Raw genomic sequence first — 22703 nt, 5'->3', positions numbered from 1 at the left:
GGCCTCAGGCGACCTGGTTGCGTACCGCCGCAGGCCGGTAGGTGCACAAGGGATCGGCAGCCAGCGGATCGCCGGTAGCCGCGTAGGCGCGCGAACGCGCCCCGCCGCACCAGCTGTTGTATTCGCATACTCCGCAGTCGCCGCCGAAGCTTGATGGAGTGCGCAGCGAGTCCATCAGCGGATGGTGCCGGTAGAGCTCCACGAGATCGTCCTGCTTGACGTTGCCGAGCGGCATCGGGAGGAATCCCGAAGGTGTGACGGTGCCGTTGTGCGAGATGAAGACGATGCCGTTGCCATCGCGGACACCGAAAGCGCGGGCAGCAGGCGAGACCGCGATCTGTTCTCGGGTCATTCCGCGCGCTTCCATCGACTGGGCAGTGACCCGGCGGAAATGCAGCGCCTCGGTGGTGCTCAACTGGAAGGGCGCAACACCGCGAAGCTCATTGAGCCAGGTCAACACCTGCTCTGCCTCGAGCGGAGTGAGCTCTTCCAGCATCTTGCCGCGTCCGGTGTGGATGAGAAAGAACAGCGTCCAGCGCTGCATCGGTTTGGTCTTCAGTAGTTCGTAGAGAGCGGGCAGGTCTGGTGCGGTGGCTGCCGTGACCAGCGTGTTGATCTGAACCGGGATGTCCAACTCGCCGGCCCAGTCCAGGGCCTGCATGGTCAGGTCGAAGATGCCCGCGACCCGGCGCACACCATCATGCAACTCGGGATTGGAGCCGTCCAGGCTGAGTGACACCGCTTTGGCTCCGGCCTCCTGCAGCTGGGCGAGGTGCCCGCGGGTCAGATCGGGGGTGACCGCGGGCGACAACGAGACACCGATTCGCCGGGCGCGAGCCTGGTGCATGAGCTCGATCAGATCGTCGCGGCGCAGCGGATCACCGCCGGTGAGGATCAGATGGGGCAGCGGATCACCGAAGCCTGCGATCTGATCGAGCAGCCGCACTCCCTGCTCAGTGGTCAGCTGGTCGGGCGCGGGACGCTTCCATGCGGTGGCCCGACAGTGCCGGCAGGCCAGGGCGCAAGCGATCGTCATCTCCCAGTAGACGGTCATCGGGGCCCGGTCGTAGACCCAGTTCACGGGACGAACCGAACCTATCGGCGCAATCCCCAGGGGATCGGCCGTGTGGACGTGACCAGCTGACATCAAAACTGCTCCTGTTCGTGCGCAAGGCATGGCCCTTGAAGGTGATGCGCGTTTGAAGGTGATGCGCGTTCGCTCCCCGTAAGGATAGGACTGCGGCCTGACCAAGACCACCTCGGGTGAGGTCATGCGTGCCTCGCCTGCTGCACACACGGGCGGCAAAGGGTAACAAAATGCCATCATCGAATCAACGATTCGCCCCAAGCTTCCAGAGACTACCCCCAGCCATCTACACTTGAGGCAAGACGGTGATGACCGCGTCGGGTGGTCACCAAGACGAGGCAGGGAGGGGAGGAAAAATGGCTCTTTCGGAAGAGGAGCAGCGACTCCTGGAGCAGCTTGAAGCATCATTGGCTGCGGACGATCCGAAACTGGCTCAGACCCTCGGATCATCCAGCACTCCTCGTCAAATACACGGACGTCGAGCGACATTGGCCGGGGCGTTGTTCATATTCGGCCTGGTTCTGCTGGTTGTCGGCATGCGGACGACCTGGATCGTCAGTGTGGTCGGTTTCATCGCCATGCTGGCGGCCACGGTGATCGCCTTGGGCTCGTGGCGCAAGGCAACCGGTCCGAGCGGGCAATCCAAGCGCGCGCCTTCATCGGACTCGGAGCCGTTCATGGGCAAGATGGAGGATCGCTGGCGTCGTCGTCAAGAGGGCGGTCTGTGACAATCTGAGCTGGTCGGGGAGCGAACGCTCCGGCGAGATATCCGCACTGGCGCGGAGATGGTGAGTAGTGCGAATGAAGGTAGTGGTTGCGCCGGACTCGTTCAAGGAATCGATGACGGCAGCCCAGGCTGCGGCCTCAATGAGCGCAGGCGTGCACACAGTCTTTCCCGATGCCGACTGCGTCGAAATCCCGATGGCCGATGGTGGCGAAGGGACCGTTGATGCGCTGGTTTCCGTACTTGACGGGAGTTGGCACGCCGTTTCGACAGTCGACGCCCTCGGACGTCCAATAGAGGCGGGCTATGGCCTCACTCCCGATGGGCTGGTGATCATCGAGGTCGCATCTGCGGTGGGGCTCGGCCAGATCAGCCCGGACCAACGCGACATCCGCCGGGCCAGCTCAGTCGGAGTGGCCGATCTGATCGGTGATGCCTTGGACGCGGGAGCCACCCGATTCATCATCGGTCTCGGTGGCAGCGCCACCACCGACTGCGGAGCCGGCATGCTGGCCGGGCTGGGTGTCACGTTCCTCGCTGCCGATGGCACCGAATTGACCCCCACCCCGTCCGCGCTGGCCGAACTCGATCATGCCGACCTGAGCGGCCTGGACCCGCGGCTGGCCGACGTGCGCATCGAACTGGCCTGCGATGTCAGTAATCCACTGCTCGGCGAAGATGGTGCCGCCGCCGTTTTCGGGCCGCAGAAGGGCGCGACCCCCGAAGACGTGGTCTATCTCGACAGGATTCTCGAAAAGGTCGCCGATGCGCTGACCGCGGCCGGAGCGCCAGACGTGCGCGACCAGGCCGGAGCCGGTGCGGCCGGCGGTCTGGGCGCGGGTTTCCTGGCCATCGGTGCCCGGATGAGGCGGGGCGCCGAGGTGGTGGCAGATGCTGCTCGTCTGGCCGAGGCGGTCGATGGTGCCGACCTCGTGCTGACGGGGGAGGGCGGCGTGGATTTCCAGACGCTGTCGGGCAAGACCCCGGCGGGCGTGGCCGAGGTCGCAGCACGCTTCGGACTTCCGGTCATCGCCTTCGCGGGGACGATCGGTCGCGGTGCCGACGATCTGGTCGGCAATGGCTTCGAGGCAGTCGTACCTATCATGCCGGGGCCGGGAAGCCTTACGGATGCGCTGGCGAATGGCCCGGAGAACCTCGAACGGGCGGTCGCGACCGCAATGCGGCTGCTCAGACTGGGTGCGTCCAGCGGTCTGGCAGGGCAGTCATAGCGCCTGAGGTCAGCTGTGGATCTGGGGCGGCCTATCGGACGCGTCCGGGTAGCAGCGATCGGGGCGCGATGCGCGCCGCGAACCGTCTGCCCTTGCCCACCGACGAATACCACTGCGTGCTGATCACAGCGACGTCGCCGGCAACCTCGGCCTGCGCCGGCGGCCCGGCGGCGTATCGCTGCCGCTCGATCAGCAAGGCAATCCGGCGAAGCGCGGCTCGTCCCTCGGCGTCCAGACCGGGCCACGGCATCGCACCGAGTTGCCGAGGCGTGACCGCCGGCCACGTCATCCCCAGATCGGTTGCGGTCGCCTCCAGCTCACGCCATGCGCCGTTCACCTTGTCGGCACTGTCGGCGGCACCCAGACGCCGACGGCGAAGCGCTGCCCGAGTCAGCGCGGGTATCGCCAGCACCAGCAAGACACCCATGAGGCCCAGCGGCACCCGCAGATCGACCGGTCGTCCGAGCTGCGCAGGCTGGCTGGTGGTGGGGGACTGCTGCTCGGTGGGCTGCGGCTCCGGCGAGGCCGGTTCGCCGGCCGGCGGCTCCTGCGTGGGCTCGGACGATGGCTCGGTCTGCGACTGCTGGGACTGGTCGCCGATCGACACTGTCGGCTCGAAGCTCACCCAGCCCAGGCCCGAGAAGTTCAACTCCGGCCAGGCATGCATATTGTGCGAGGTGACCAGCCATGATCCGTCGGCTTGCTCAACGCCGGTGGTGAAACCGACCGCAACTCGTGCCGGAATCCCGACTTCCTGTGCCATCAGCGCCATCGCAGACGCGAAGTGAATGCAGTATCCGCGGCGGTCGTTGAACAAGAAGTTCACCAGCACCTGGAATCCCATGCCCTCTGGGGCCTGCAGGTCATAGCTGAACCTCGAGGGGTCGTTCAACCAGTTCTGCAGGGCCAGCGCCTTCTCGCCGTCGGACGCCGCGCCATCGGTGATCTGGTGCGCGAGCTCAACGATCTCTGCCGGCACATCGTCGGGAAGACTGCTCGCCTCGGCATCGCCGGCGGTCGCGGTCGCCAGCTCGGTGGCGTCAGGGGTGGCGATGAGACTGTCGACCGAATACGACTGGCCGGCAAGTGGCTGGTCCTCGCCTGCGACATCGAGAACAGTGAGGGTCTGCGGATCGAAGGCCCACGACCCGGATGGGTCCCAGCGCAGCGGGGCATACGGCGCCGGAAGATAGTCGGAGTCGTAGTCACCGATGGTGACCTGGGTGGTGACCTCCGACTGGGTTCCGGCGAGCGTGGGTTCATCCGGGCTTCCCGGCAATAGCGTCATTTGATTCATCTGCCAGCCGGCGGCGGTCATGACCGTCAGCGCCGTACTGCGCAGCCGTACCCCATCGGCCGACGAGGTCGTGTAGCTCAGCAGCGGCCGTTCATCGGGTTGGTGCAGGTTCTCATTGAGGCTGATGGTGGGGTCGATCAGATCGACGGACTGATGGCGACCGGTGGTGCCTTGCGGCAGCCAACTTTGGCCATCGGGTGGGATGGCGAGCCCGGCGACAACCGCGGTGGCGACCGATACCGACCCCAGGCCCACGGCAAGTGCGATGAAGCCGCGCGCATTGAACTTGCCCTCGTCCTTGCTGGTCAGCCCGCGCGGCCAACGCTGTTCGTGGTCGATGGTGCGCGAGGCCAGCAGCACCAGCCAGCCCACGCAGACCGCGACGATCGAGACGATACCGACGGCTTCGTCCAACACGATCATCGATGTCAGATAGCCGGCAAGCAGCGGCAGCGCGGCAAGCAGCACACTACGCGCGCCGATGAACGCGAGGTCGATCACTATCGTCAGCACTCCGGCGCCTGCCAGCAGCAGAACTAGGGTTGCGTCGTCGGCGGCCATCGGTACGGTCTGGGAGTAGATGTGCTCGCTCGCCAAAGTCCATGTCTGTTCGAAGACCTGCCACGGGCGAGTCTGTCCGGCGCCGCCGACCGCCACTGCCGCCGCTATCCAGATCATGGCGAAGCCGGCCAGCAATTGGGCCAGGGTGCCCGGCCAGGTCAGCTGGGAGACCCGGCGCACCAGCCAGGCGAGTCCTTCGAGGACGATCACCACGATCGCGGCACCCGGCAGTAGCCGCGCATCCGAACTGATCTGAATGAACGGCACCGTGCCCAAGCAGGCGGCGACGCCCACGGCTATCGTGTTGCGTCCCGAACCGATCATGCCAAGACCTCGGCGGCTTCATGCAGGCCGATCCAGGCGTCCGGAACCGAGGTGGACGCTGTCGCCAGACTCACCACCCAGCCACGGTTCGCCAACTCCATCGCGTAGCGCGCCTGCGCCGACCGCTGGCGGCCACCCGCGAAGGTCTGCACGTCGAGCAGCAGGGCGTGCGCCGAACCCGAGCGCGGTGTCGTCTCGATCAAGGTGGCCAGATCGGCATCTGTCAGTCGGCCGAGCACCGCCAACACCGAAGAACTCGGACGCCGTTCTTCGCCTGCGGCGAACAATCCGGCCGCCAGCGACTCCGCGCTGGTCAAAGTGATATCGGTCAGCTCATAGAGCAGCTGCTGCGCCCGAACACTACGGTCCGAATCGGGGCTCAGCGTCAATCCATCGGCGTCGGCCAGTTCCAGCGTCGATCCGGCGCCCAGCAGCGCAAGTCCGGCCGAGGCCGCGGCCGAGACCGCCCATTCGAATGAGCTGTCCGCTCCGGTTCCGGAATGCGCGCAGCGGCGGTTGTCGACCAGCAGCCGGGTGGTCGGCTGCCAGGACTGCTCCTCGCGGCGCACCATCAACTCGCCCGCCCGGGCCGTCGAACGCCAATGCACGCGCCGCACATCGTCGCCGCGCCGGTACTCGCGCACCAGCACATCGTCTTGGCCGACCAGCCCGGCACGCGCGGTGCGGGCCTCCGCCGATGCGCCCGAACTGCCAGCCCGCAGCCCACCCAAGTCGAAGATGCGCGGAGTGACGGCGATCTCGGTCGTGGTTACGAAGGCCATGTCATTGCGCGCCAGACCGAACGGATCCAGGCTGCGCACCAGCAACGGTCCGATGCGGAAACGCCCGCGCTGCACTCCCGTCAGTCGGTAGCCCACCCGGTAGCCCTTCGATGGAACTCCGCCGGACAAGGCGAAACGCGGACGAATGCCCATCGACGGTGGCACCACATCCTCGAAGTGCAGCAATCTGGGCAGCCCGCCACCCGCGCTGGTCAACGTCATGCCAACTCCGAACTCGGTGCCCACCGGCGCGCTTGAGACCGCCAGCCGCCGCTCGTGGCGCAATCCCTTGACCGGCCACGAGACCATCAGCAGCGCTCCTATCACCACGGCGCAGGTGAAGGCGCCCAGCCAGGCGAGATCGCGCTGGGTGAAGACGATGCCGGCGGTCAGGGCGAGCAGGCCGAAGACGACGACGATGCGCCCGCGCACGGTGAGACGGCGCCACGCCTGCACGGTCAGGCGCTCCGGGGCAACGCCACCGTAGCTGCGGCCGCAGTCACCGCGTCCGCAGCCGAGCGCCCGGCAAGCCGTGCGGCCGAGGTCAGCAGCACGCGATGCGCGAGCACCGCTGCGAGCAGCGCCTGCACATCGTCGGGAATGACGTAGTCGCGCCCCGCCATCGCGGCCCGCACCCGGACCGCGCGCAGCAGTTGCAGCCCGGCGCGCGGCGAGGCACCCAGCCGCAGGTCGCTGCTGGAACGGGTGGCCTCGACGATGTCGACGATGTATTCCTTGACCGCCTGACTGACGTGGACCTCTCCGATGCCGGCGGCGAGCCGGGTCAGGGTGACACCGTCGGTGACCGGCTGCAGGCTCGTCAGCGGGTTGCTGGCGCCATGCGAGCTGAGCATCTCGAGTTCGGCGCCGCGCGTTGGATAGCCCATCTCGATGCGGGCCATGAAGCGGTCGCGCTGTGCCTCGGGCAGCGGGTAGGTGCCCTCCATCTCGATCGGGTTCTGGGTGGCGACCACCATGAACGGCGGACGCAGCCGGTGCGTCTGGCCGTCCACGCTCACCTGTCGCTCTTCCATTGCCTCGAGCAGCGCCGACTGGGTCTTGGGTGAGGCACGGTTGATCTCGTCGCCCACCACGATGTTCGCGAAGACACCACCCGGTTTGAACTCGAACTCGCGTGTCTCCTGGTTGTAGACCGACACGCCGGTGATATCGGACGGCAGCAGATCCGGGGTGAATTGGAGGCGCCGTACGCGGCAGTCGATCGCGCGGCCGAGTGCCTTGGCCAGCATCGTCTTGCCGACCCCAGGCACATCCTCGATCAGCAGATGGCCGCCAGCGAAGAGCACCAGAATCGCCAGATCGATCTGCTCGGTCTTGCCTTCGATCACCCTCGCGATGGCTGTCCGCATTGCTCCGGCCGTCTGCTGCACCTGTGGGACATCGAGCTTCGAAGTCGAGACGCGTTGAGTTGTCACGGAACCGGGATCCCCTCGGTAGATGAGTGCGGGCGCCCGCAATCCTATCCGCGCCGCCCAATCGGGCTCCGGGACACACGATGTGGTGAAGCGGTCGGAATCTGCGATCGAAGTGGGGTTCTAGTGGAGCTAAATGGAGTAAGGTGGGGCCCAGTGGAGGATGAGGTCCCGATCTGGAGCGGGGGTGGTGCCGATGTTTCTCGGTACATACACGCCCAAGCTCGACGACAAGGGCCGCTTCTTTCTGCCTGCGAAGTTTCGGGACGAACTGGCCGAAGGGCTGGTGGTGACCAGGGGACAGGACCGCTGTCTGGCGATCTATCCCATGGTCACGTTCGTCTCCAAGACCCAGCAGATGGCTCAAGCCCCGGCCACCGTGCGTCAGGTGCGCGATTTTCAGCGCATGTTGGCGTCGTCGGCCAGCGACGAAGTGCCAGACAAGCAGGGCCGCATTTCGGTGCCGGCCGTGCTGCGTGAATACGCAGGTCTGGACAAAGACATCGTCGTGGTGGGATCCATCGACCGGGTCGAAGTCTGGAACCCGCAGGCATGGCAGGACTACTCCGCTGCGCAGGAGGCCTCTTTCGCAGAACTGAACGAGGAGATCTTCCCGATCCTGTGATCGGGCGACCTCGTCCGGGGGACGAGAAAGAGAAACGACACTGCTGTGTCGTCCGGCTTCAATCCGGACTCACAGCTTCCTGGCGTCACTTCCCCGATGCCAGGCGGCTTTGAGTTCTGGGGTCCGGATTGAAACCAGGCGACATAGCCGACGACTACTGCTGGGGAGGGATGATGGATATGAGCGAGCCTGCCTCCGCCCAGGTCTCGGCCGACCCTGCGGCTCTCGCCACCGATCGACTCGGTTCGGTGGTTCACACTCCGGTCATGCGAGATCGCATCACCGCACTGCTCGGACCCGCTTTGACCACTCCGGGCGCTATTTATGTGGACGCCACTCTCGGCATGGCCGGCCATGCCAGCGCGATCCTCGCTGCGAACCCCGACGCACGGCTGATCGGTATCGATCACGACGCGGATGCACTGGCGATCGCCGAAGAGACTCTGAAACCGTTCGCCGGACGCGTCCGCTTGGTGCGGGCCCGCTTTGACGAGCTTGCAGCCGTGCTCGACGATCTCGGCGTGGCGCAGATCGATTCGTTGCTTGCCGATCTGGGGTTGTCGAGCCTGCAGATCGACCAGCGCGACCGCGGTTTCGCCTACGCGACCGACGCGCCGCTCGACATGCGGATGGACACCCGCAACCCGCGTACCGCCGCCCACGTGCTCAACACCGCGGCCCCGGGCGAACTGGTAAGGATCCTGCGCCGCTTTGGCGAAGAACCGCACGCCGAGCGGATCGTTCGCGCCATAGTCGCCGAACGCGTCCGTGAGCCATTCAGCGATTCTGCCCGGCTGGTTGAGGTGATCAGTTCAGCACTGCCGGCCGCGGTGCGCCACGGCGGCGGGCATCCCGCCAAGCGCACCTTTCAGGCATTGCGCATCGAGGTGAACGGCGAGTTGGACGCCCTGGCCGGGCTGCTGCCCGACGCGCTCGATCGGCTCGCGATGAACGGACGCATCGCGGTACTGGCCTATCACTCGCTGGAGGATCGACTGGTCAAGCAGACCTTCGCGCAAGCGACCAGCGATTCGGCACCCGCGCGGTTGCCGGTCGTCCCCGAGCCGTTGCTGGCCCGATTCGCCGCCCTCACCCGTGGCGCCGAGAAGCCCACCGCCGATGAGGTAGCTGAGAACCCGCGCGCCGCGTCGGCTCGGCTGCGTGCCGTCCAACGCATCCGCCCTGGCAAGATCCCGAATCGTGAGGAGAACCGATGAGTGCCCTGCAAGCACCGATCAACCCGGGGCCGGACGCGCAGCCGACGGTTCTGCGAGCGGTTCCCAGGCAGGCCCGTCAACTGGCGCAGTTGCCGTTCATCTTGTTCATCGCCGCGTTGCTGGGCGGCGGGCTGACCGGCGTGCTGATCTTGTCGACCACGATCCAGACCCAGTCCGGCGAACTGACCGCGTTGCAGACCCAGGAGGCCGAGCTGCGCTATCAGGAGGCAGCCCTTGTCGCGCAGGCGCAAGGTCTGCGGTCGTCCCAGAGCCTGGCCGAGCAGGCCTGGGCATTGGGCATGCGCCCGAACCCCAATCCGGCCTTCATCAAGATGCCGAACGGGGAGATTCTCGGCGTACCCGTCGAGGTGACCGGGGACGAACTGCCGGGCATGGTGCCGCCCGTCGCTCCCGTCACCGACACCGCATCGTCCCCGGCTGCCGATGCCACGGCCACTCCCACTTCACCGCAGGCCTCCGCATCCTCCGAGCCGACCGCGTCTGCTGCGGCCGAGGCCGGCACCCAGGCTACCGAGCCGGAATCGACGACCACTAGTTCCGCCCAGACCGGCGAGCCGGCGGCGGAGGCAACTCCGTGAGCAGCGCAGGAAGGCCCCGACCCGGTCAATCGCCGGCGTCGCGACCGCGGTCGGGTTCTGGTCGCCCCCGCGGCACTTCGCAAAGCAGCCGATCCACCCGCCGCTCGAGCGCCGGCCTGCCGATCGCCTCCACGAGCAAGCGGATCACAGTCTTCTTCGTGTTCGTGGCCGTCATGATCAGCTTGGCGTCGGGCCGGGCACTGCTGCTACAGGGCATCGACGCATCCGCCAACGCTCAGGCGGCGGCCGCTCAGCTCAGCCAGTCGCAGGTGCTGAAGGCCGATCGCGGCGTGATCTATGATCGCAACGGCGAGGTACTCGCAGAGACTCAGCCTGCATTCTCGGTGATCGCCGACCCGTATTCGGTCTCTACCAACGGTGCCGATCCCGATCACATGACCACTGATCAGCGCACCAAGGCCGAGCAGGCGCCCGCTGCGATCGCAGAGATCTTGGCCAGATACCTGGGCGGCAGCAAGGACGACTACCTCAAACAGCTGAGCCGCACCCGTAACGCCGACGGTGGACCCAATCAATATGAACTGGTCGCACGTAAGGTTTCCGCTGCCGTCTATCAACTGATGGCCGACGAACTGAACCAGGGCGGCTGGTACGGCATCTATTCTGCGCCGGATCCGGTGCGCTACTACCCGAACGGCACACTGGCGTCCAATGTGCTCGGTTTCGTCAACTACGACGACGAGGGTGCCGCCGGGCTGGAGTACGGCCAAAACGAGCAGCTGAGCGGCGTCGATGGTAAGCAGACCTACCAATCGTCGCGCTACGGCACCATTCCGCTGGGCGACAGCACGCTGATCGAGCCGGTCAACGGTGCCACCTACACGCTGACCATCGATTCCGAACTGCAATGGATGGCGCAGACCACGTTGGCCAATGCCGTTTCCAGTGCACAGGCCAAGAGCGGCACGGTTGTCATTCAGGCCGTTCAGACCGGAGAGATCCTGGCGATGGCCACCGCGCCGAGCTTCGACTCGAATAATCCTGGCGCGGCCGATGCCGACGATCTCGGCAACCGCATCGTCACCGATGCCTACGAACCGGGTTCGGTGCAAAAAGTGCTCACCATGGCCGCGCTGCTCGATGCAGGACTGATCACGCCCGAGACCAAGGTCGACGTGCCCAGCGAGATTCTGTCCGGTGACGCCCCGATTCGCGATGCCTGGGCTCACGGCACCCTGAACCTCACCGCGCGCGGCGTGCTCGCCCAGTCGTCCAATATCGGCACCGTCGAACTTGCCCGCCAGATGGACAAGGCCAGGCTGTCGCAGTATCTGTCGTCGTTCGGGCTCGGCACCTCGACCGGTATCGAGCTTCCCGGTGAGACCGGTGGTGCGCTGGGCATCCTGCCCGCCACCGACATGGCCGACTACACCCGAGACCAGATCTCGTTTGGCCAAGGCCTCTCGGTGACCGCGCTGCAGGAAGCATCGGCCATCTCGGCGATCGTCAACGGAGGCGTCTACCATCAACCAACCGTGATCGCCTCGGCCACCACGGCGAGTGGGGATGCGATCGGCTTCGACCGGGCAGATCCCCGACGAGTGATCAGCGAGGAGGCATCGGCGCAAGTCGTCAACATGATGGAGGCCAGCGTCGCCTCACCGGAGATGACCACCGCCGACTCGCAGGTCATCGACGGCTACCGGATGGCCGGAAAGTCGGGAACCGCACAGAAGGCAGATCAGTATGGCAACTACGGCGGCGGCTACACCGGTTCGTATGTTGCGGTCGCACCTGCCGAGAATCCGCAGATACTGGTCTATGTGGTGATCGACGAACCAGCAAATGGATACTACGGTGGCACCGTGGCTTTCCCGACAGCGCGCCAGTTGATGATGCAGGCACTGCCTCGATACGGCATTGCTCCCTCTGCTCACGTCCCTGCCTTCACCGACCCGCTCACCTACTGACCATGGCAGCAGTCGAGCAGCAGCACGAGCCCCAGACCTGCCCGCAACCGCTTTCGCAGCTCTTGGCAGGGCTGGCGGTGCAGCTTCCCGATGTCGACCCCGTGATCAACAAGGTCAGCTTCGATTCCCGGCGGGTGCGTCCCGGCGATCTCTATATCGGGTTGCCCGGCACTCGCAGCCACGGAGCCGCGTTTGCTGAGGCGGCCCGCGATCTCGGCGCGGTGGCGCTGTTGACTGACGAACGAGGCGCCGAACTCGCCCGCGACCAGGGTCTGCCGATGGCGGTCTGCACCGACCTGCGCCTTGCGATGGCGATCGCAGCAGCCCGCATCTGGGGTCACCCGGCTCGCCGGATGACCAGCTTCGGGGTGACGGGCACCAACGGCAAGTCGACGACAGTGCTGATGCTTGCCGCCGCGCTTGATGCGGCTGCGCACCGGGTCGGCAGCATCGGGACGCTCGGTTTCCTGGTCGGTGGCCAGCCCGTGGAGGTCGAGCATTCGACGATCACGACTCCGGAATCTCCCGATCTGCAGGCGATCATCGCCACGCTGGCGGCGCGCGGCGCGGACGTGCTGGCCATGGAGGTCAGTTCGCATGCCCTGTCGTTGAACAGGGTCACCGGTATCGGATTCGATGTCGTCGGGTTCACCAATCTGGGGCGCGATCACCTGGAGTTCCACCACACGATGGAGGCCTATTACCAGGCCAAGGCTCAACTCTTCACACCCGGCTATGCCAAGCGCGCGGTGATCAACGCGGACGACGAATCAGGACGCAGACTGCTGGCTCAGGCTGCCGAGCTCGGCCTACCCGCCGCAAGCGTGGGCATGGCCGAGGACTGCGACTATCGCATCGTCGCCTGGCGACCGCGGGATCAAGGCTCCACTTTCACCTTGCTGCACGACCGCGTTGCAATCGAAGCGTTCACCTGTCTACCCGGCGAATACAACGTCCGAAATGCGGCGACCGCCCTGGCGATGATCGATCAGGCCGGATACGAGGTGACTGCCGCGCTGCCCGGACTGGCGACCGCGGTGATTCCCGGACGCATGCAACCGGTGCCGTTGGAAGGCGCCGATGCACCGCACGTCTACGTCGACTTTGCGCACACGCCACAGGCCATCGCCTCGGCGCTATCGGCATTCAGTCATCCCGGCTTCGCGGATCGCCGGGTGATCGCTGTTTTCGGGGCGGGTGGCGACCGCGATCCGGACAAGCGCGAACTCATGGGTCAGGCAGGCGTCGGTGGCGCCGATCTCGTTGTGGTGACCGACGACAATCCTCGTTCCGAGGACCCGGCGGCGATTCGTGCCCGGGTGCTGGCGGGTGCGCGCGGGGCGATCGCCTCGGCCGCACCGGGCAGCCATGCGGCCGCAGTTGAGGTCCTCGACGGCGGCGACCGTGCTTCGGCGATAACCCAGGCCCTGCGGCTCGCACATCCGGGCGACGCTGTGGTGATTCTCGGCAAGGGGCATGAACGCACCCAGCAGCTCGCTGACAAGACGATCGACTTCGACGACCTGTCCGCCGCGCAAGACAGCTGGACACAGATCATCCAAACCCCAGGAGGTCGATCATGAGGACGCGAAGCGCGGCCGGGGTGGCCGCACTCATCGAGGCCGGCGGCCGACCATGCACCCTGATCGGAGATCCGGGCGTTCGGGTCGGCCCGGATGTGGTGATCGACAGCCGCAGGTCGGTGCCGGGAGCCCTATTCGTCGCGTTGCCCGGCGAACACGCCGACGGCCACGACTTCTTGGATTCGGCCGCTTCCCTGGGTGCGGCTGCGGCGATCGTCACCCGGCAGGCCGATGCGCCGTTGACGCAACTGATCTGCGACGACGCTCAGCAGGGATTGACCGCGCTTGCGCGCAGCCTGCATGCCGAGGCCCGGGCAACGGGTCTGCAAACCGTCGCCATCACCGGCAGCGCGGGCAAGACCAGCACGAAGGATTTCTTGGCCCAGATACTCGCTGCGGCCGGGCCGACCGTCAGCCCGGTCGGTTCGTTCAACAATGAGCTCGGCAACCCGCTGACCGTCTGCCGGATCGACGAGCAGACGCGCTATCTGGTCAGCGAGATGGGCGCTCGGGCGGTCGGGGATGTTGCCTATCTGTGTTCGATCGTCCATCCGAGTGCATCCATCGTGCTCAACATCGGCACCGCCCATATCGGGGAATTTGGTAGTCAGACCAAGATTGCCGAAGCGAAGGGTGAGATCGTCGAGGCCCTGGACGCCGACGGCTGGGCGGTGCTCAATGCCGACGACCCGCTGGTTGATGCCATGGAGTCACGCACCCGGGCACATATTGCGCGGTTCACCATCGGCCGAACTCAGCCGATCTCCGCCGAACTCGTCGTCCGGGCCACCGATCTGAGGGCCGACGATCTCGCTCGCTTCAGCTTCACGCTCAGCGCCACGGGGCCATCAACCGAGACCGCCGACCAGAGCGCCCAGGTGCGGCTCCGGCTGATCGGCGAACACCAGGTCACCGACGCCACCGCAGCAGCCACCGCAGCCCTGGCGCTGGGCGTGCCGCTGGAAACTGTTGCCAGCGCACTCTGCCAAGCCGTCGCCTTGTCGAGGTGGCGGATGGAGTTGCACGAACTTCCCAGCGGGGCAGCAGTCATCAACGATGCCTACAATGCCAATCCGGAATCGATGGCCGCCGCCCTACGCACGGTCGCGGCGATCGGCGAACGGCGTCGTGCGTCCAACCCGGACGCACGAACGATCGCTGTGCTGGGCGACATGCTGGAACTGGGGGAGACCTCGGCCGATCGCCATCGAAGTATCGGACGGCTGGCCGCCGAACTCGGCTTCGACGAGATCCTGGCGCTGGGCGAGCATGCGCCAGATCTGGTCGCCGGGGCCGAGCAGGTCGGCGGCAACGCCCAGATTTCGGACGCCCGGACGGTTGCGGACTCGGTGGAGCTGCAGTCCTTCGATGTGGTACTGATCAAAGCAAGTCGAGGCCTTCGCCTGGAAGAGGTCGCCAACCGGTTGGTGGGCGGAGAGGAATAGACGATGAAACTGATCATCGCGGCTGGGGTCATCGCTCTCATCGGTACGTTGGTCGGCACCCGGGTCTTTATCGGATTTCTGGTGCGCAAGGGCTACGGGCAGTTCGTCCGCGATGATGGCCCGGCCACCCATACCGCCAAGCGTGGCACACCGACCATGGGAGGTGTGGCGATCATCTTGTCCGTCGTGCTCGCCTACGCCATCGCGCACCTGCTGAATTGGGATGCCCCCTCATACTCGGGTCTGCTGCTGCTCGGCTTGCTGGTGGCCTGCGGGCTGCTCGGCTTCATCGACGACTGGACGAAGATCAGCCATAAGCGCTCGCTGGGGCTGACCAGTCGGGGCAAGCTCATCGGCCAGCTGGCCATCGGCGTCGGCTTCGGTGTGCTGTCGCTGATGCGTCCGGACGGCTCCGGCGAAACCCCCGCCAGCACTCAAATCTCGTTCATTCACGACATTGGCTGGCTGCGGCTACCGCTGGTGGTGGCCATCGTCTGGATCACCTTCTTGATCATCGCCACGTCCAACGCGGTGAACCTGACCGACGGCGTCGACGGGCTGGCCACCGGCGCGCTGACGATGGTCTTCGGCGCCTACACGCTGATCTCCTTGTTCCAGAGTCGTCAGTGGTGTTCCGGACCGACCGACAGCGCGGTCTGCTATCAGGTACGCGATCCGTGGGATATTCAGGTGATCGCGGCTGCGCTGGCCGCCGCCTGCTTCGGATTCCTGTGGTGGAATGCCAAGCCTGCCAAGATCTTCATGGGTGATACCGGTTCGCTCGCGCTGGGCGGTGCGGTGGGCGGCCTGGCGATCATGACCCGCACCGAACTACTGTTGGTCATCCTCGGCCTGCTCTTCGTGATCGAGACGCTCTCGGTCGCCATCCAGGTCAGCTACTTCAAACTCACCCACGGCAAGCGCGTCTTCAAGATGGCGCCGCTGCATCACCACTTCGAGTTGCTCGGCTGGGACGAGGTGACCGTGGTGATCCGATTCTGGATCATCTGCGGCGTGTCGGTCGTCAGTGGGCTCTCACTCTTCTATGCCCAGTGGATACTGGGCCAATAGTCGTCCGCTGGCCAGCCGAGATCCAACGGCCGAAGACAGCTTGACGAATCGGCTCCTACTTCCCAGGAGGACGAAGATGACAACGATGAGGCCGCTGGCGTGGCTTCCGGTCGCCGACCGCTATTCGCCGTGGCGCGAGGCCGCGGTGGTGGTCGCAGGGCTGGCCACGTCCGGTTTCGCAGCAGCCGACGCGCTGCTCGAGCTGGGTGCGCGGGTGATCGTGGTGGACGATCTCGAATCCGACGAGAACCGCGAGCGGGCCACCTTGCTCGAGCACCTGGACGCCACCGTACTGCTCGGCGCGGGGGCCTCTGCGAAGCTACCCGAAGACATCGATCTGGTCATCACGTCGCCGGGCTGGCGTCCGGACTACCCGCTGCTGGCCGCTGCGGCGGCGCGCGGTGTGCCGATCTGGGGGGACGTCGAACTCGCCTGGCGGCTGATGCATCCCGACCGCATCGTGCCCTGGCTGGGGGTGACCGGAACCAACGGCAAGACGACCACGACCCAGATGCTGGACTCGATCTTGCAGGCCGCCGGCCTGGAATCGGCTGCCGTCGGCAATATCGGACGGCCGATCATCGAAGCGATCAACGACGAGATTCCTTATGACGTCTTCGCCGTCGAGCTGTCCAGCTTCCAGCTGCACTGGGCGCACTCGCTTGAATTGCACTCGGCGGCGGTGCTCAATCTGCACCCCGACCACCTCGAGTGGTATGGCCCCTGGCTAGGTGATTCGGAAGCCGCGATGGCCGGCTATCGCGCCGACAAGGCCCGCATTTACCACAACGTGCGGCATTCCTGCGTCTATAACGTGTCCGAATCTGCGACCGAGGCGATGGTCGCCGATGCCGAGGTGATCGAGGGCGCCAGGGCCATCGGTTTCACTTTGGGTATCCCCTCGATCTCAATGCTTGGCATCGTGGACGACCTGCTGGTCGACCGAGCTTTCGTTCCGCAACGCCAGGATTCGGCGCTGCCGCTCGCCAACGTCGCCGATGTGCAACCGAACGCACCGCACAACATCGAGAATGCGCTGGCGGCTGCCGCGCTGGCGCGCAGCTTCGGCGTACCAGGACCCGCAGTCGCTGCTGGTCTGCGCAACTTGAAGCTCGGCGGTCACCGCATCTCGACGGTCGCGACCATGGGCGGGGTCACCTGGGTGGACGATTCGAAGGCGACCAATCCGCACGCCGCCAACTCGTCCATGCGGGCATTCGATTCGATCGTGTGGATCGCGGGCGGCCAGACCAAGGGAACCAGCTTCGACGAACTGGTGCGGACCCACGCCGCCAAGTTGCGCGCCGCGATCGTGCTGGGAGTCGATCGTCAGGTGGTCGCGGAGGCGCTGGCCCGCCATGCCCCGGACGTTCCGGTGGTGGTCATCGACCGCGGCGATGCCGCGGCAGCGATGACCGAGGCCGTCCAGGCCGCAGCCGGGCTCGCCGAGCGCGGTGACACCGTGCTGCTGGCGCCCGGTGGGGCCAGCAAGGACATGTGGCCCGGCTACGCCGCGCGGGGCGACGACTTCGCCGACGCGGTCCACCTGCTCCCAGGTGGTGGAGGCAGCCGATGAGCGCGCTCAGTGATCTGCGTCGGCCGGCGGGGGCCAAGAAGCCGTCCCCACCGGCGCAGGGCTCAGCAGCGAAGAAGCGCCACAATCGTGGGCTGAAGGGCGGTATGGCCGAGCTCGGCACGCGCGGCGAGGGAAACCTCGCCAGGGTGCTGTCCCGGCCGCTCGCTGACTACTACCTCATCCTGGTCTCCTCGGCCTTGTTGGTTGGGCTGGGCGTGCTGATGGTCCTCTCGGCGTCGTCGGTCTTCTCGTCGATCACCAATCAGGGCGACGCGTACTACTACCTGGTGCGCCAGCTCGCCTTTCTGTGCGTCGGCGTACCGGTGGCCTGGTGGCTCTCGCGGCGCAGCGCCGCAGCCTACGCCGTGCTCGGCTGGCTGGGCATGATCGGCAGCATCGGTCTGCTCGCGCTCGTCTTCACGCCATTGGGCGAGGACGCCTACGGCAACCGTGCCTGGCTGCGCATCGAACCGCTCGGCACCATTCAGCCATCCGAGTTCGCCAAGGCCGCACTCATCCTCTGGTCGGCCTCGGTGCTCGCGAACCGCACGAAGACCCTCAGCGACCCCCGGCGGCTGCTCTTTCCCTTCATCATCGGCTTCGGTGTGGTCGAAGGCATGGTGTTGCTTCAAAAGGACCTCGGCACCGCGATCGTGATCGCGCTGATCATGTTCGCGATGCTGTGGTTCGTGGGAGCTCCGCTGCGGGTGCTGTCGGCGCTCGGCTGCGTCGGCGCGTTGGTGATCGGCGCGATGGTGATCACCGATCCCGAACGCATGCACCGGCTGTTCAGCTTCATGAATCCCAGCGACGCGGTCAGCGATCAACCGATGAACGCGATCTACGCGCTGGCGTCCGGCGGCTGGTGGGGTGTCGGCCTGGGAGGCTCCCGGCAGAAATGGGGCGGGCTGTACAACGGCGCCCAGACCGACTACGTGTTGGCGGTGCTCGGTGAGGAGATGGGGCTGTTCGGAGTACTCTTCGTGCTTCTTCTCTTCTTCGTACTCGCGTTCACCGGGCTTCGGATCGCCGCCCGGTCGTCCAGCCGGCTGCTGTCGTACGCGGCTGCGGGTATGACTGCCTGGATCGTCATCCAAGCGCTGATCAACATCTTCGTCGTCATGCGGCTGCTGCCGGTGGTCGGCGTGCCGCTGCCGTTCCTGAGTCAGGGCGGCTCCGCCCTGCTCGCCAATCTGATCGCCGTCGGCATCTTGTTGGGCGCAGCCAGGCAAGAACCGGAGGCCGCCAGACTGCTGGCGGCCGGACGCAAATCCCGACAGCCTAGAATGACCAGCGTTGTCGGCACCCGTCGGTGAGTCGCGGGTGCGAACCGGACGATCGGAGGAGCAGATGGTGAGCGTCATCCTGGCAGGTGGTGGCACTGCAGGCCATACATCACCGCTGATCGCTACCGCGCAGGCCATCAAGACGATCGAACCGGGTGCGCAGATCACCTGCGTCGGCACGGCGCGTGGCCTGGAGACTCGGGTCGTGCCCGAAGCCGGGCTTGATCTGGAGCTGGTGCCGGCGGTGCCGTTGCCACGCAAAATCAGTGGCGATCTGTTCAAAGTGCCTGCGCGTCTGATGGGCGCGGTGCGCCAGGCCAAGAAGATCCTGCGCAGGCACGAGGCCGATGTCGTCTGCGGTTTCGGCGGCTACGCCTCGCTGCCGGCCTATCTGGCCGCCAGGTCGTTGAAGATCCCGGTGGTGATCCATGAACAGAACGCATTGCCGGGGCTAGCCAACAAGATCGCGAGCCGTTTCGCGGTGGCGGTGCTGACATCGTTCCCCGGTACCCGGCTGCGCAGTGCCCGGTTCGAGGGCTTACCGGTGCGTCAGTCGATCACCGACCTGGCCGAGGCCGGACGAGCACCCTCGGCGCGATCGGCGAAAGAATCGTTCGGGTTGGCCGCCGGCCTGCCGGTGCTGCTGGTCAGCGGCGGATCCCAGGGTGCCCGCAGCTTGAACAACGCGACCGTCGACGCGGCCGACAGGTTGCTGGCTGCGGGCATTCAGGTGCTGCACGTCTGGGGACCGAAGAACTTCCACGACGGCCTGACAGCACGGGTCGATGAGGCGACCGGCGCGCGCTACGTCCCGATCGGCTACGTCGACGCGATGGAGCGCGGCTACGCGGCCGCCGATCTGATGCTGGCCCGTTCGGGTGCCGGCACCGTTGTGGAGGTGGCGACCCTCGGCCTGCCGGCGATCATGGTGCCGCTTCCCATCGGCAACGGCGAGCAGGCCCGCAACGCCGAGCCGCTGGTGAACGCCGACGCCGCCATCTGCATCGACGACGCGGAGCTCACCGCCGACCGCCTGGTCATTGAGGTCGAGGCGCTGTTCGCCTCACCGGAGAAGCTCGCGGCGATGTCCGCCGCGGCCCAACAGCTGATGCGTCCCGGCGCGGCCGCACGGGTCGCCCGCGCGGTACTTGATGCTGCCCAAGCAGGAGGACGCTGATGTTGCGCGAAACCATCGAGGTGCTGCCCGCCGAGCAGGCCGGCGCAGTTCATTTCATTGCGATCGGCGGTGCCGGCATGAGCGGTGTCGCGGAGATGTACCACGAACTCGGCTTGCGGGTTTCCGGCTGCGATCGCTCCGATTCGCCGGTCCTGCGCCAGCTCGCCGGTGCCGGGATCAGCACCGCGATCGGACACAATCCCGCTCACCTGACCGGCGTCGACACGGTCGTGGTCTCCTCGGCCATCCGCGACAGCAATCCGGAGGTCGTTGCAGCGAAGGCATCCGGGCTTCGCATCTGGCATCGCAGTGCCGCGCTGGCCGCGTTGATGATCGGACGCCGGGGGGTCTCGGTTGCAGGCACCCATGGCAAGACCACGACGAGCGCGATGACGGCAACCATGCTGGCCCATGCCGGAGTCCATCCCAGCTATGTGATCGGTTCGCCGTTGGCTGCGTCCGGACGCAGCGCTCAGCTAGGTGCCGGCGATGTGCTGGTCATTGAGGCCGATGAGTCCGATGGCAGCTTCCTGCAATACCCGACCGAGATAGCGGTCATCACCAACATCGAGGCCGACCACCTCGACAATTGGGGCACGCCGCAGGCCTATCACGAAGGGTTCCGCGATTTCGCGCATCGTCCCTCGGTGCGCAGCGTCGTGATCAACGCCGACGATCCTGGTGCCCGCCAGTTGGCCGACGAACTGCGCGAGGCGGGCGTCGTGCGAGTTGTGAGCTACGGCGAGGCGCCCGATGCCGACTACCGGTTGACCGGGCTGCGGTTCGAGAACACCTCTTCTGGTGCTCGTTTGCAGGCCGAAGGCCATAGTTTCCAACTGGAACTCCAGGTACCCGGCCGGTTCAACCTCGCCAACGCGACGGCCGCCTTTGCGGTCGGACGCCTGCTCGGTGTGGACGCTGCGGATCTGCTGGCCGCCGCACGTCAGTTCACCGGCACCTTGCGCCGGTTCCAGTTGGTGGCCAGCCAGCCGCTGAGCAACGCGCCGGACGCGGCTCCCGTCCGAATCTACGATGACTACGCTCACCATCCGACCGAGCTGCGGGCTTCGCTGGGAGCGGCATTGCGCGCCCGCGGTGACGGACGCCTGGTGGCGTGCTTCCAGCCGCATCTGTACAGCCGCACCCGCGATTTCGCGGACGAATTCGGCCAAGCGCTCTGTCTGGCCGATGTCGTGATCGTCACCGATGTCTATGGCGCCCGCGAGGAGCCGATGCCGGGAATCAGTGGCGCATTGATCGCCGATGCCGCCGAGGCTCATGCCGAGCCTGGCACCGAGGTCCACTATGTGCCCGACAAGCGTGAGCTGCCGGATGTGCTGGCGGGGCTGGTGCGTGGCGGCGACCTGGTGATGACACTCGGTGCCGGCGACGTGACTTTGGTGGGTCCGCTGCTGGCCGCGCAGCTGAAGAAGCGAGCCGGCCGGGAATGATGGCCAAACCGACCGGCGGGCGTACCGATCTGGGAGGCAGGCTCGACCTGCGGCGCAAATCGCAGCAACGCGCCCGCCGCAAGCGGGGCATCGTCGCCATGGTGCTGCTGGTGGTCGTCGCGGTACTCGCCTGGGCCGGCTTCTTCTCGTCCGCATTCGAGACGCGGGAGGTGACCGTAAGCGGCACCCAGCTGACGACCGTCGACGAGATCATTCAGACCGCCAGGGTGCAGCTCGGAACACCGCTCACCCGTATTCCGGCCGACTCCATCAGACAGCGCCTGCTGGCACTGCCCGAGGTCGCCGATGTGCAGTTGCACCGCAACTGGCCGCATCAGCTGGGTATCGAGGTGATCGAGCGCACCATGGTCTATCAACGGATCAACGGCGACAGCTACCAGTGGGTCGATGCCAACGGCAAGATCTTCCACACCATCGGCGAACGCGTGGATGGCATCGTGGCCGACACCGCCGGCGACGAACAGCGCATGCTGGCGGACGTGGCGACCACGGTTGCGGCGCTACCGCCCGATGTCATTGCCCAGACCGGCCAGGTCAGCGCGTCCACCATCGACCACATCGTGATCGAGCTGACCGACGGCCGGCAGATCGTCTGGGGGAGTTCGGCCCAGTCGGCAGAGAAGGCGGCCCTGCTGCCGGTTCTGCTGGCTCAGCAAGGCACCGTCTTCGACGTCTCAGCGCCTGGCCATCCGGCGATCCGTTGAGATCAGGTGCGGATCGGACTTCAACCTTCGACCTGTACTTGAGGCTATTGACGGTTGGGCGTGTCTGGCGTGGACAGTGCCAAGACAGCTCTCATACGCTGAACACGCGCGTGACGTGGCCAATCAGCCTGGCCTGCGGCCGCGCCAAGCGGATAGCTTGGCGGTATTGCATCGATTGACAGGGCAGAATAGGTGCAGCTGCAGGATTGAGGACACTCGACCTATGGCGTGGACGAGCCGAACGAGCGAAGAAACGGATCGGTGCCTTGAGCACTGGCAGGGAATGGGGCGGACTGGTGGCCACTGCATCGCAGAATTACTTGGCAGTCATCAAGGTAGTTGGCGTCGGCGGCGGCGGTGTGAATGCGGTCAACCGCATGATCGAGTCGGGCCTCAAGGGCGTTGAGTTCATCGCGGTCAACACCGACGCGCAGGCCTTGCTGATGAGCGACGCCGATGTCAAGCTCGACATCGGCCGCGATCTGACACGAGGGTTGGGCGCGGGGGCGGATCCTGAGAAGGGACGCCAGGCGGCCGAAGACCACGCAGACCAGATCGAGGATGCCCTGAAGGGCGCCGA

General features: G+C 66.1%; 18 protein-coding genes and 1 pseudogene. 15 read left to right on the top strand and 4 right to left on the bottom strand.

What is annotated here, in order from left to right; all coding sequences use genetic code 11:
• Window positions 1–4: 4 nt before the first annotated feature.
• Window positions 5–1147, bottom strand: coding sequence for a TIGR04053 family radical SAM/SPASM domain-containing protein (locus tag AAFP05_RS11325; protein ID WP_341729958.1), 1143 nt, complete (start codon window positions 1145–1147; stop codon window positions 5–7).
• A 296-nt stretch (window positions 1148–1443) separates the two neighbouring features.
• On the opposite strand from AAFP05_RS11325, the gene AAFP05_RS11320 reads away from it, so the two are divergent.
• Together AAFP05_RS11320 and AAFP05_RS11315 are read left to right on the top strand one after the other, a co-directional pair.
• Entirely contained in the window at window positions 1444–1815 is a 372-nt protein-coding gene (locus AAFP05_RS11320) for a DUF3040 domain-containing protein (RefSeq protein ID WP_341729957.1), read from the top strand.
• Window positions 1816–1888: 73 nt separating this feature from the next.
• Window positions 1889–3040: a glycerate kinase gene (locus tag AAFP05_RS11315; protein ID WP_341729956.1), complete on the top strand. Its 1152-nt coding sequence runs from the start codon at window positions 1889–1891 to the stop codon at window positions 3038–3040.
• A gap of 31 nt (window positions 3041–3071) precedes the next feature.
• Here the strand turns inward: AAFP05_RS11315 and AAFP05_RS11310 are convergent, their stop codons facing one another.
• From AAFP05_RS11310 to AAFP05_RS11300, 3 genes are read right to left on the bottom strand one after another with little or no spacing between them, the layout of a single operon-like run.
• Window positions 3072–5222, bottom strand: a complete 2151-nt coding sequence (locus AAFP05_RS11310) for a DUF3488 and transglutaminase-like domain-containing protein (RefSeq protein WP_341729955.1) — start codon at window positions 5220–5222, stop codon at window positions 3072–3074.
• Window positions 5219–6460, bottom strand: a complete 1242-nt coding sequence (locus tag AAFP05_RS11305; protein ID WP_341729954.1) for a DUF58 domain-containing protein — start codon at window positions 6458–6460, stop codon at window positions 5219–5221. Before AAFP05_RS11305 ends, AAFP05_RS11310 begins: the two co-directional genes overlap by 4 nt.
• Window positions 6461–6462: 2 nt before the next feature.
• Window positions 6463–7374 (bottom strand): MoxR family ATPase, encoded by a 912-nt coding sequence (locus AAFP05_RS11300; RefSeq protein ID WP_341729991.1) that lies wholly within the window; start codon window positions 7372–7374, stop codon window positions 6463–6465.
• A gap of 259 nt (window positions 7375–7633) precedes the next feature.
• Between AAFP05_RS11300 and mraZ the strand changes: the two genes are divergently transcribed.
• From mraZ to AAFP05_RS11235, 13 genes and pseudogenes are all read left to right on the top strand, one after another.
• Entirely contained in the window at window positions 7634–8062 is a 429-nt protein-coding gene (mraZ, locus tag AAFP05_RS11295; protein WP_341729953.1) for a division/cell wall cluster transcriptional repressor MraZ, read from the top strand.
• A gap of 179 nt (window positions 8063–8241) precedes the next feature.
• Window positions 8242–9279, top strand: a complete 1038-nt coding sequence (rsmH, locus tag AAFP05_RS11290) for a 16S rRNA (cytosine(1402)-N(4))-methyltransferase RsmH (protein ID WP_341729952.1) — start codon at window positions 8242–8244, stop codon at window positions 9277–9279.
• Window positions 9276–9878 (top strand): hypothetical protein, encoded by a 603-nt coding sequence (locus AAFP05_RS11285; RefSeq protein WP_341729951.1) that lies wholly within the window; start codon window positions 9276–9278, stop codon window positions 9876–9878. The genes rsmH and AAFP05_RS11285 overlap by 4 nt, the downstream gene beginning before the upstream one ends.
• A gap of 122 nt (window positions 9879–10000) precedes the next feature.
• Window positions 10001–11809 carry a penicillin-binding protein 2 gene (locus AAFP05_RS11280; RefSeq protein ID WP_341729990.1) on the top strand — a complete coding sequence of 603 codons (1809 nt, stop codon included), beginning with the start codon at window positions 10001–10003 and terminating at the stop codon, window positions 11807–11809.
• Window positions 11810–11811: 2 nt separating this feature from the next.
• Entirely contained in the window at window positions 11812–13392 is a 1581-nt protein-coding gene (locus AAFP05_RS11275) for a UDP-N-acetylmuramoyl-L-alanyl-D-glutamate--2,6-diaminopimelate ligase (RefSeq protein ID WP_341729950.1), read from the top strand.
• The gene (murF, locus tag AAFP05_RS11270) at window positions 13389–14837 is read left to right on the top strand and encodes a UDP-N-acetylmuramoyl-tripeptide--D-alanyl-D-alanine ligase (protein ID WP_341729949.1); all 1449 of its coding nucleotides are present in this window, start codon (window positions 13389–13391) and stop codon (window positions 14835–14837) included. The genes AAFP05_RS11275 and murF overlap by 4 nt, the downstream gene beginning before the upstream one ends.
• Window positions 14838–14840: 3 nt before the next feature.
• The gene (gene mraY / locus AAFP05_RS11265) at window positions 14841–15908 is read left to right on the top strand and encodes a phospho-N-acetylmuramoyl-pentapeptide-transferase (RefSeq protein WP_341729948.1); all 1068 of its coding nucleotides are present in this window, start codon (window positions 14841–14843) and stop codon (window positions 15906–15908) included.
• Between the two features lie 85 nt (window positions 15909–15993).
• Complete coding sequence (gene murD / locus AAFP05_RS11260; protein WP_341729989.1) at window positions 15994–17484, top strand: UDP-N-acetylmuramoyl-L-alanine--D-glutamate ligase; 1491 nt, start codon at window positions 15994–15996, stop codon at window positions 17482–17484.
• The gene (locus AAFP05_RS11255) at window positions 17481–18800 is read left to right on the top strand and encodes a putative peptidoglycan glycosyltransferase FtsW (protein ID WP_341729947.1); all 1320 of its coding nucleotides are present in this window, start codon (window positions 17481–17483) and stop codon (window positions 18798–18800) included. Before murD ends, AAFP05_RS11255 begins: the two co-directional genes overlap by 4 nt.
• A 34-nt stretch (window positions 18801–18834) precedes the next feature.
• On the top strand, window positions 18835–19947 hold the full coding sequence (murG, locus tag AAFP05_RS11250; protein ID WP_341729988.1) for an undecaprenyldiphospho-muramoylpentapeptide beta-N-acetylglucosaminyltransferase: 1113 nt from the start codon (window positions 18835–18837) through the stop codon (window positions 19945–19947).
• Entirely contained in the window at window positions 19944–21398 is a 1455-nt protein-coding gene (gene murC / locus AAFP05_RS11245) for a UDP-N-acetylmuramate--L-alanine ligase (protein ID WP_341729987.1), read from the top strand. Before murG ends, murC begins: the two co-directional genes overlap by 4 nt.
• Entirely contained in the window at window positions 21395–22123 is a 729-nt protein-coding gene (locus tag AAFP05_RS11240; RefSeq protein ID WP_341729946.1) for an FtsQ-type POTRA domain-containing protein, read from the top strand. The genes murC and AAFP05_RS11240 overlap by 4 nt, the downstream gene beginning before the upstream one ends.
• A gap of 296 nt (window positions 22124–22419) precedes the next feature.
• Window positions 22420–22703: pseudogene (locus AAFP05_RS11235) on the top strand (cell division protein FtsZ); the annotation flags it as partial.

It is taken from the genome of Brooklawnia sp., from assembly GCF_032229645.1.
Lineage (GTDB): Bacteria > Actinomycetota > Actinomycetes > Propionibacteriales > Propionibacteriaceae > Brooklawnia.
The sequence above is the reverse complement of the archived record's forward strand: the minus strand, read 5'-3'. Positions and strand labels throughout refer to the sequence as shown.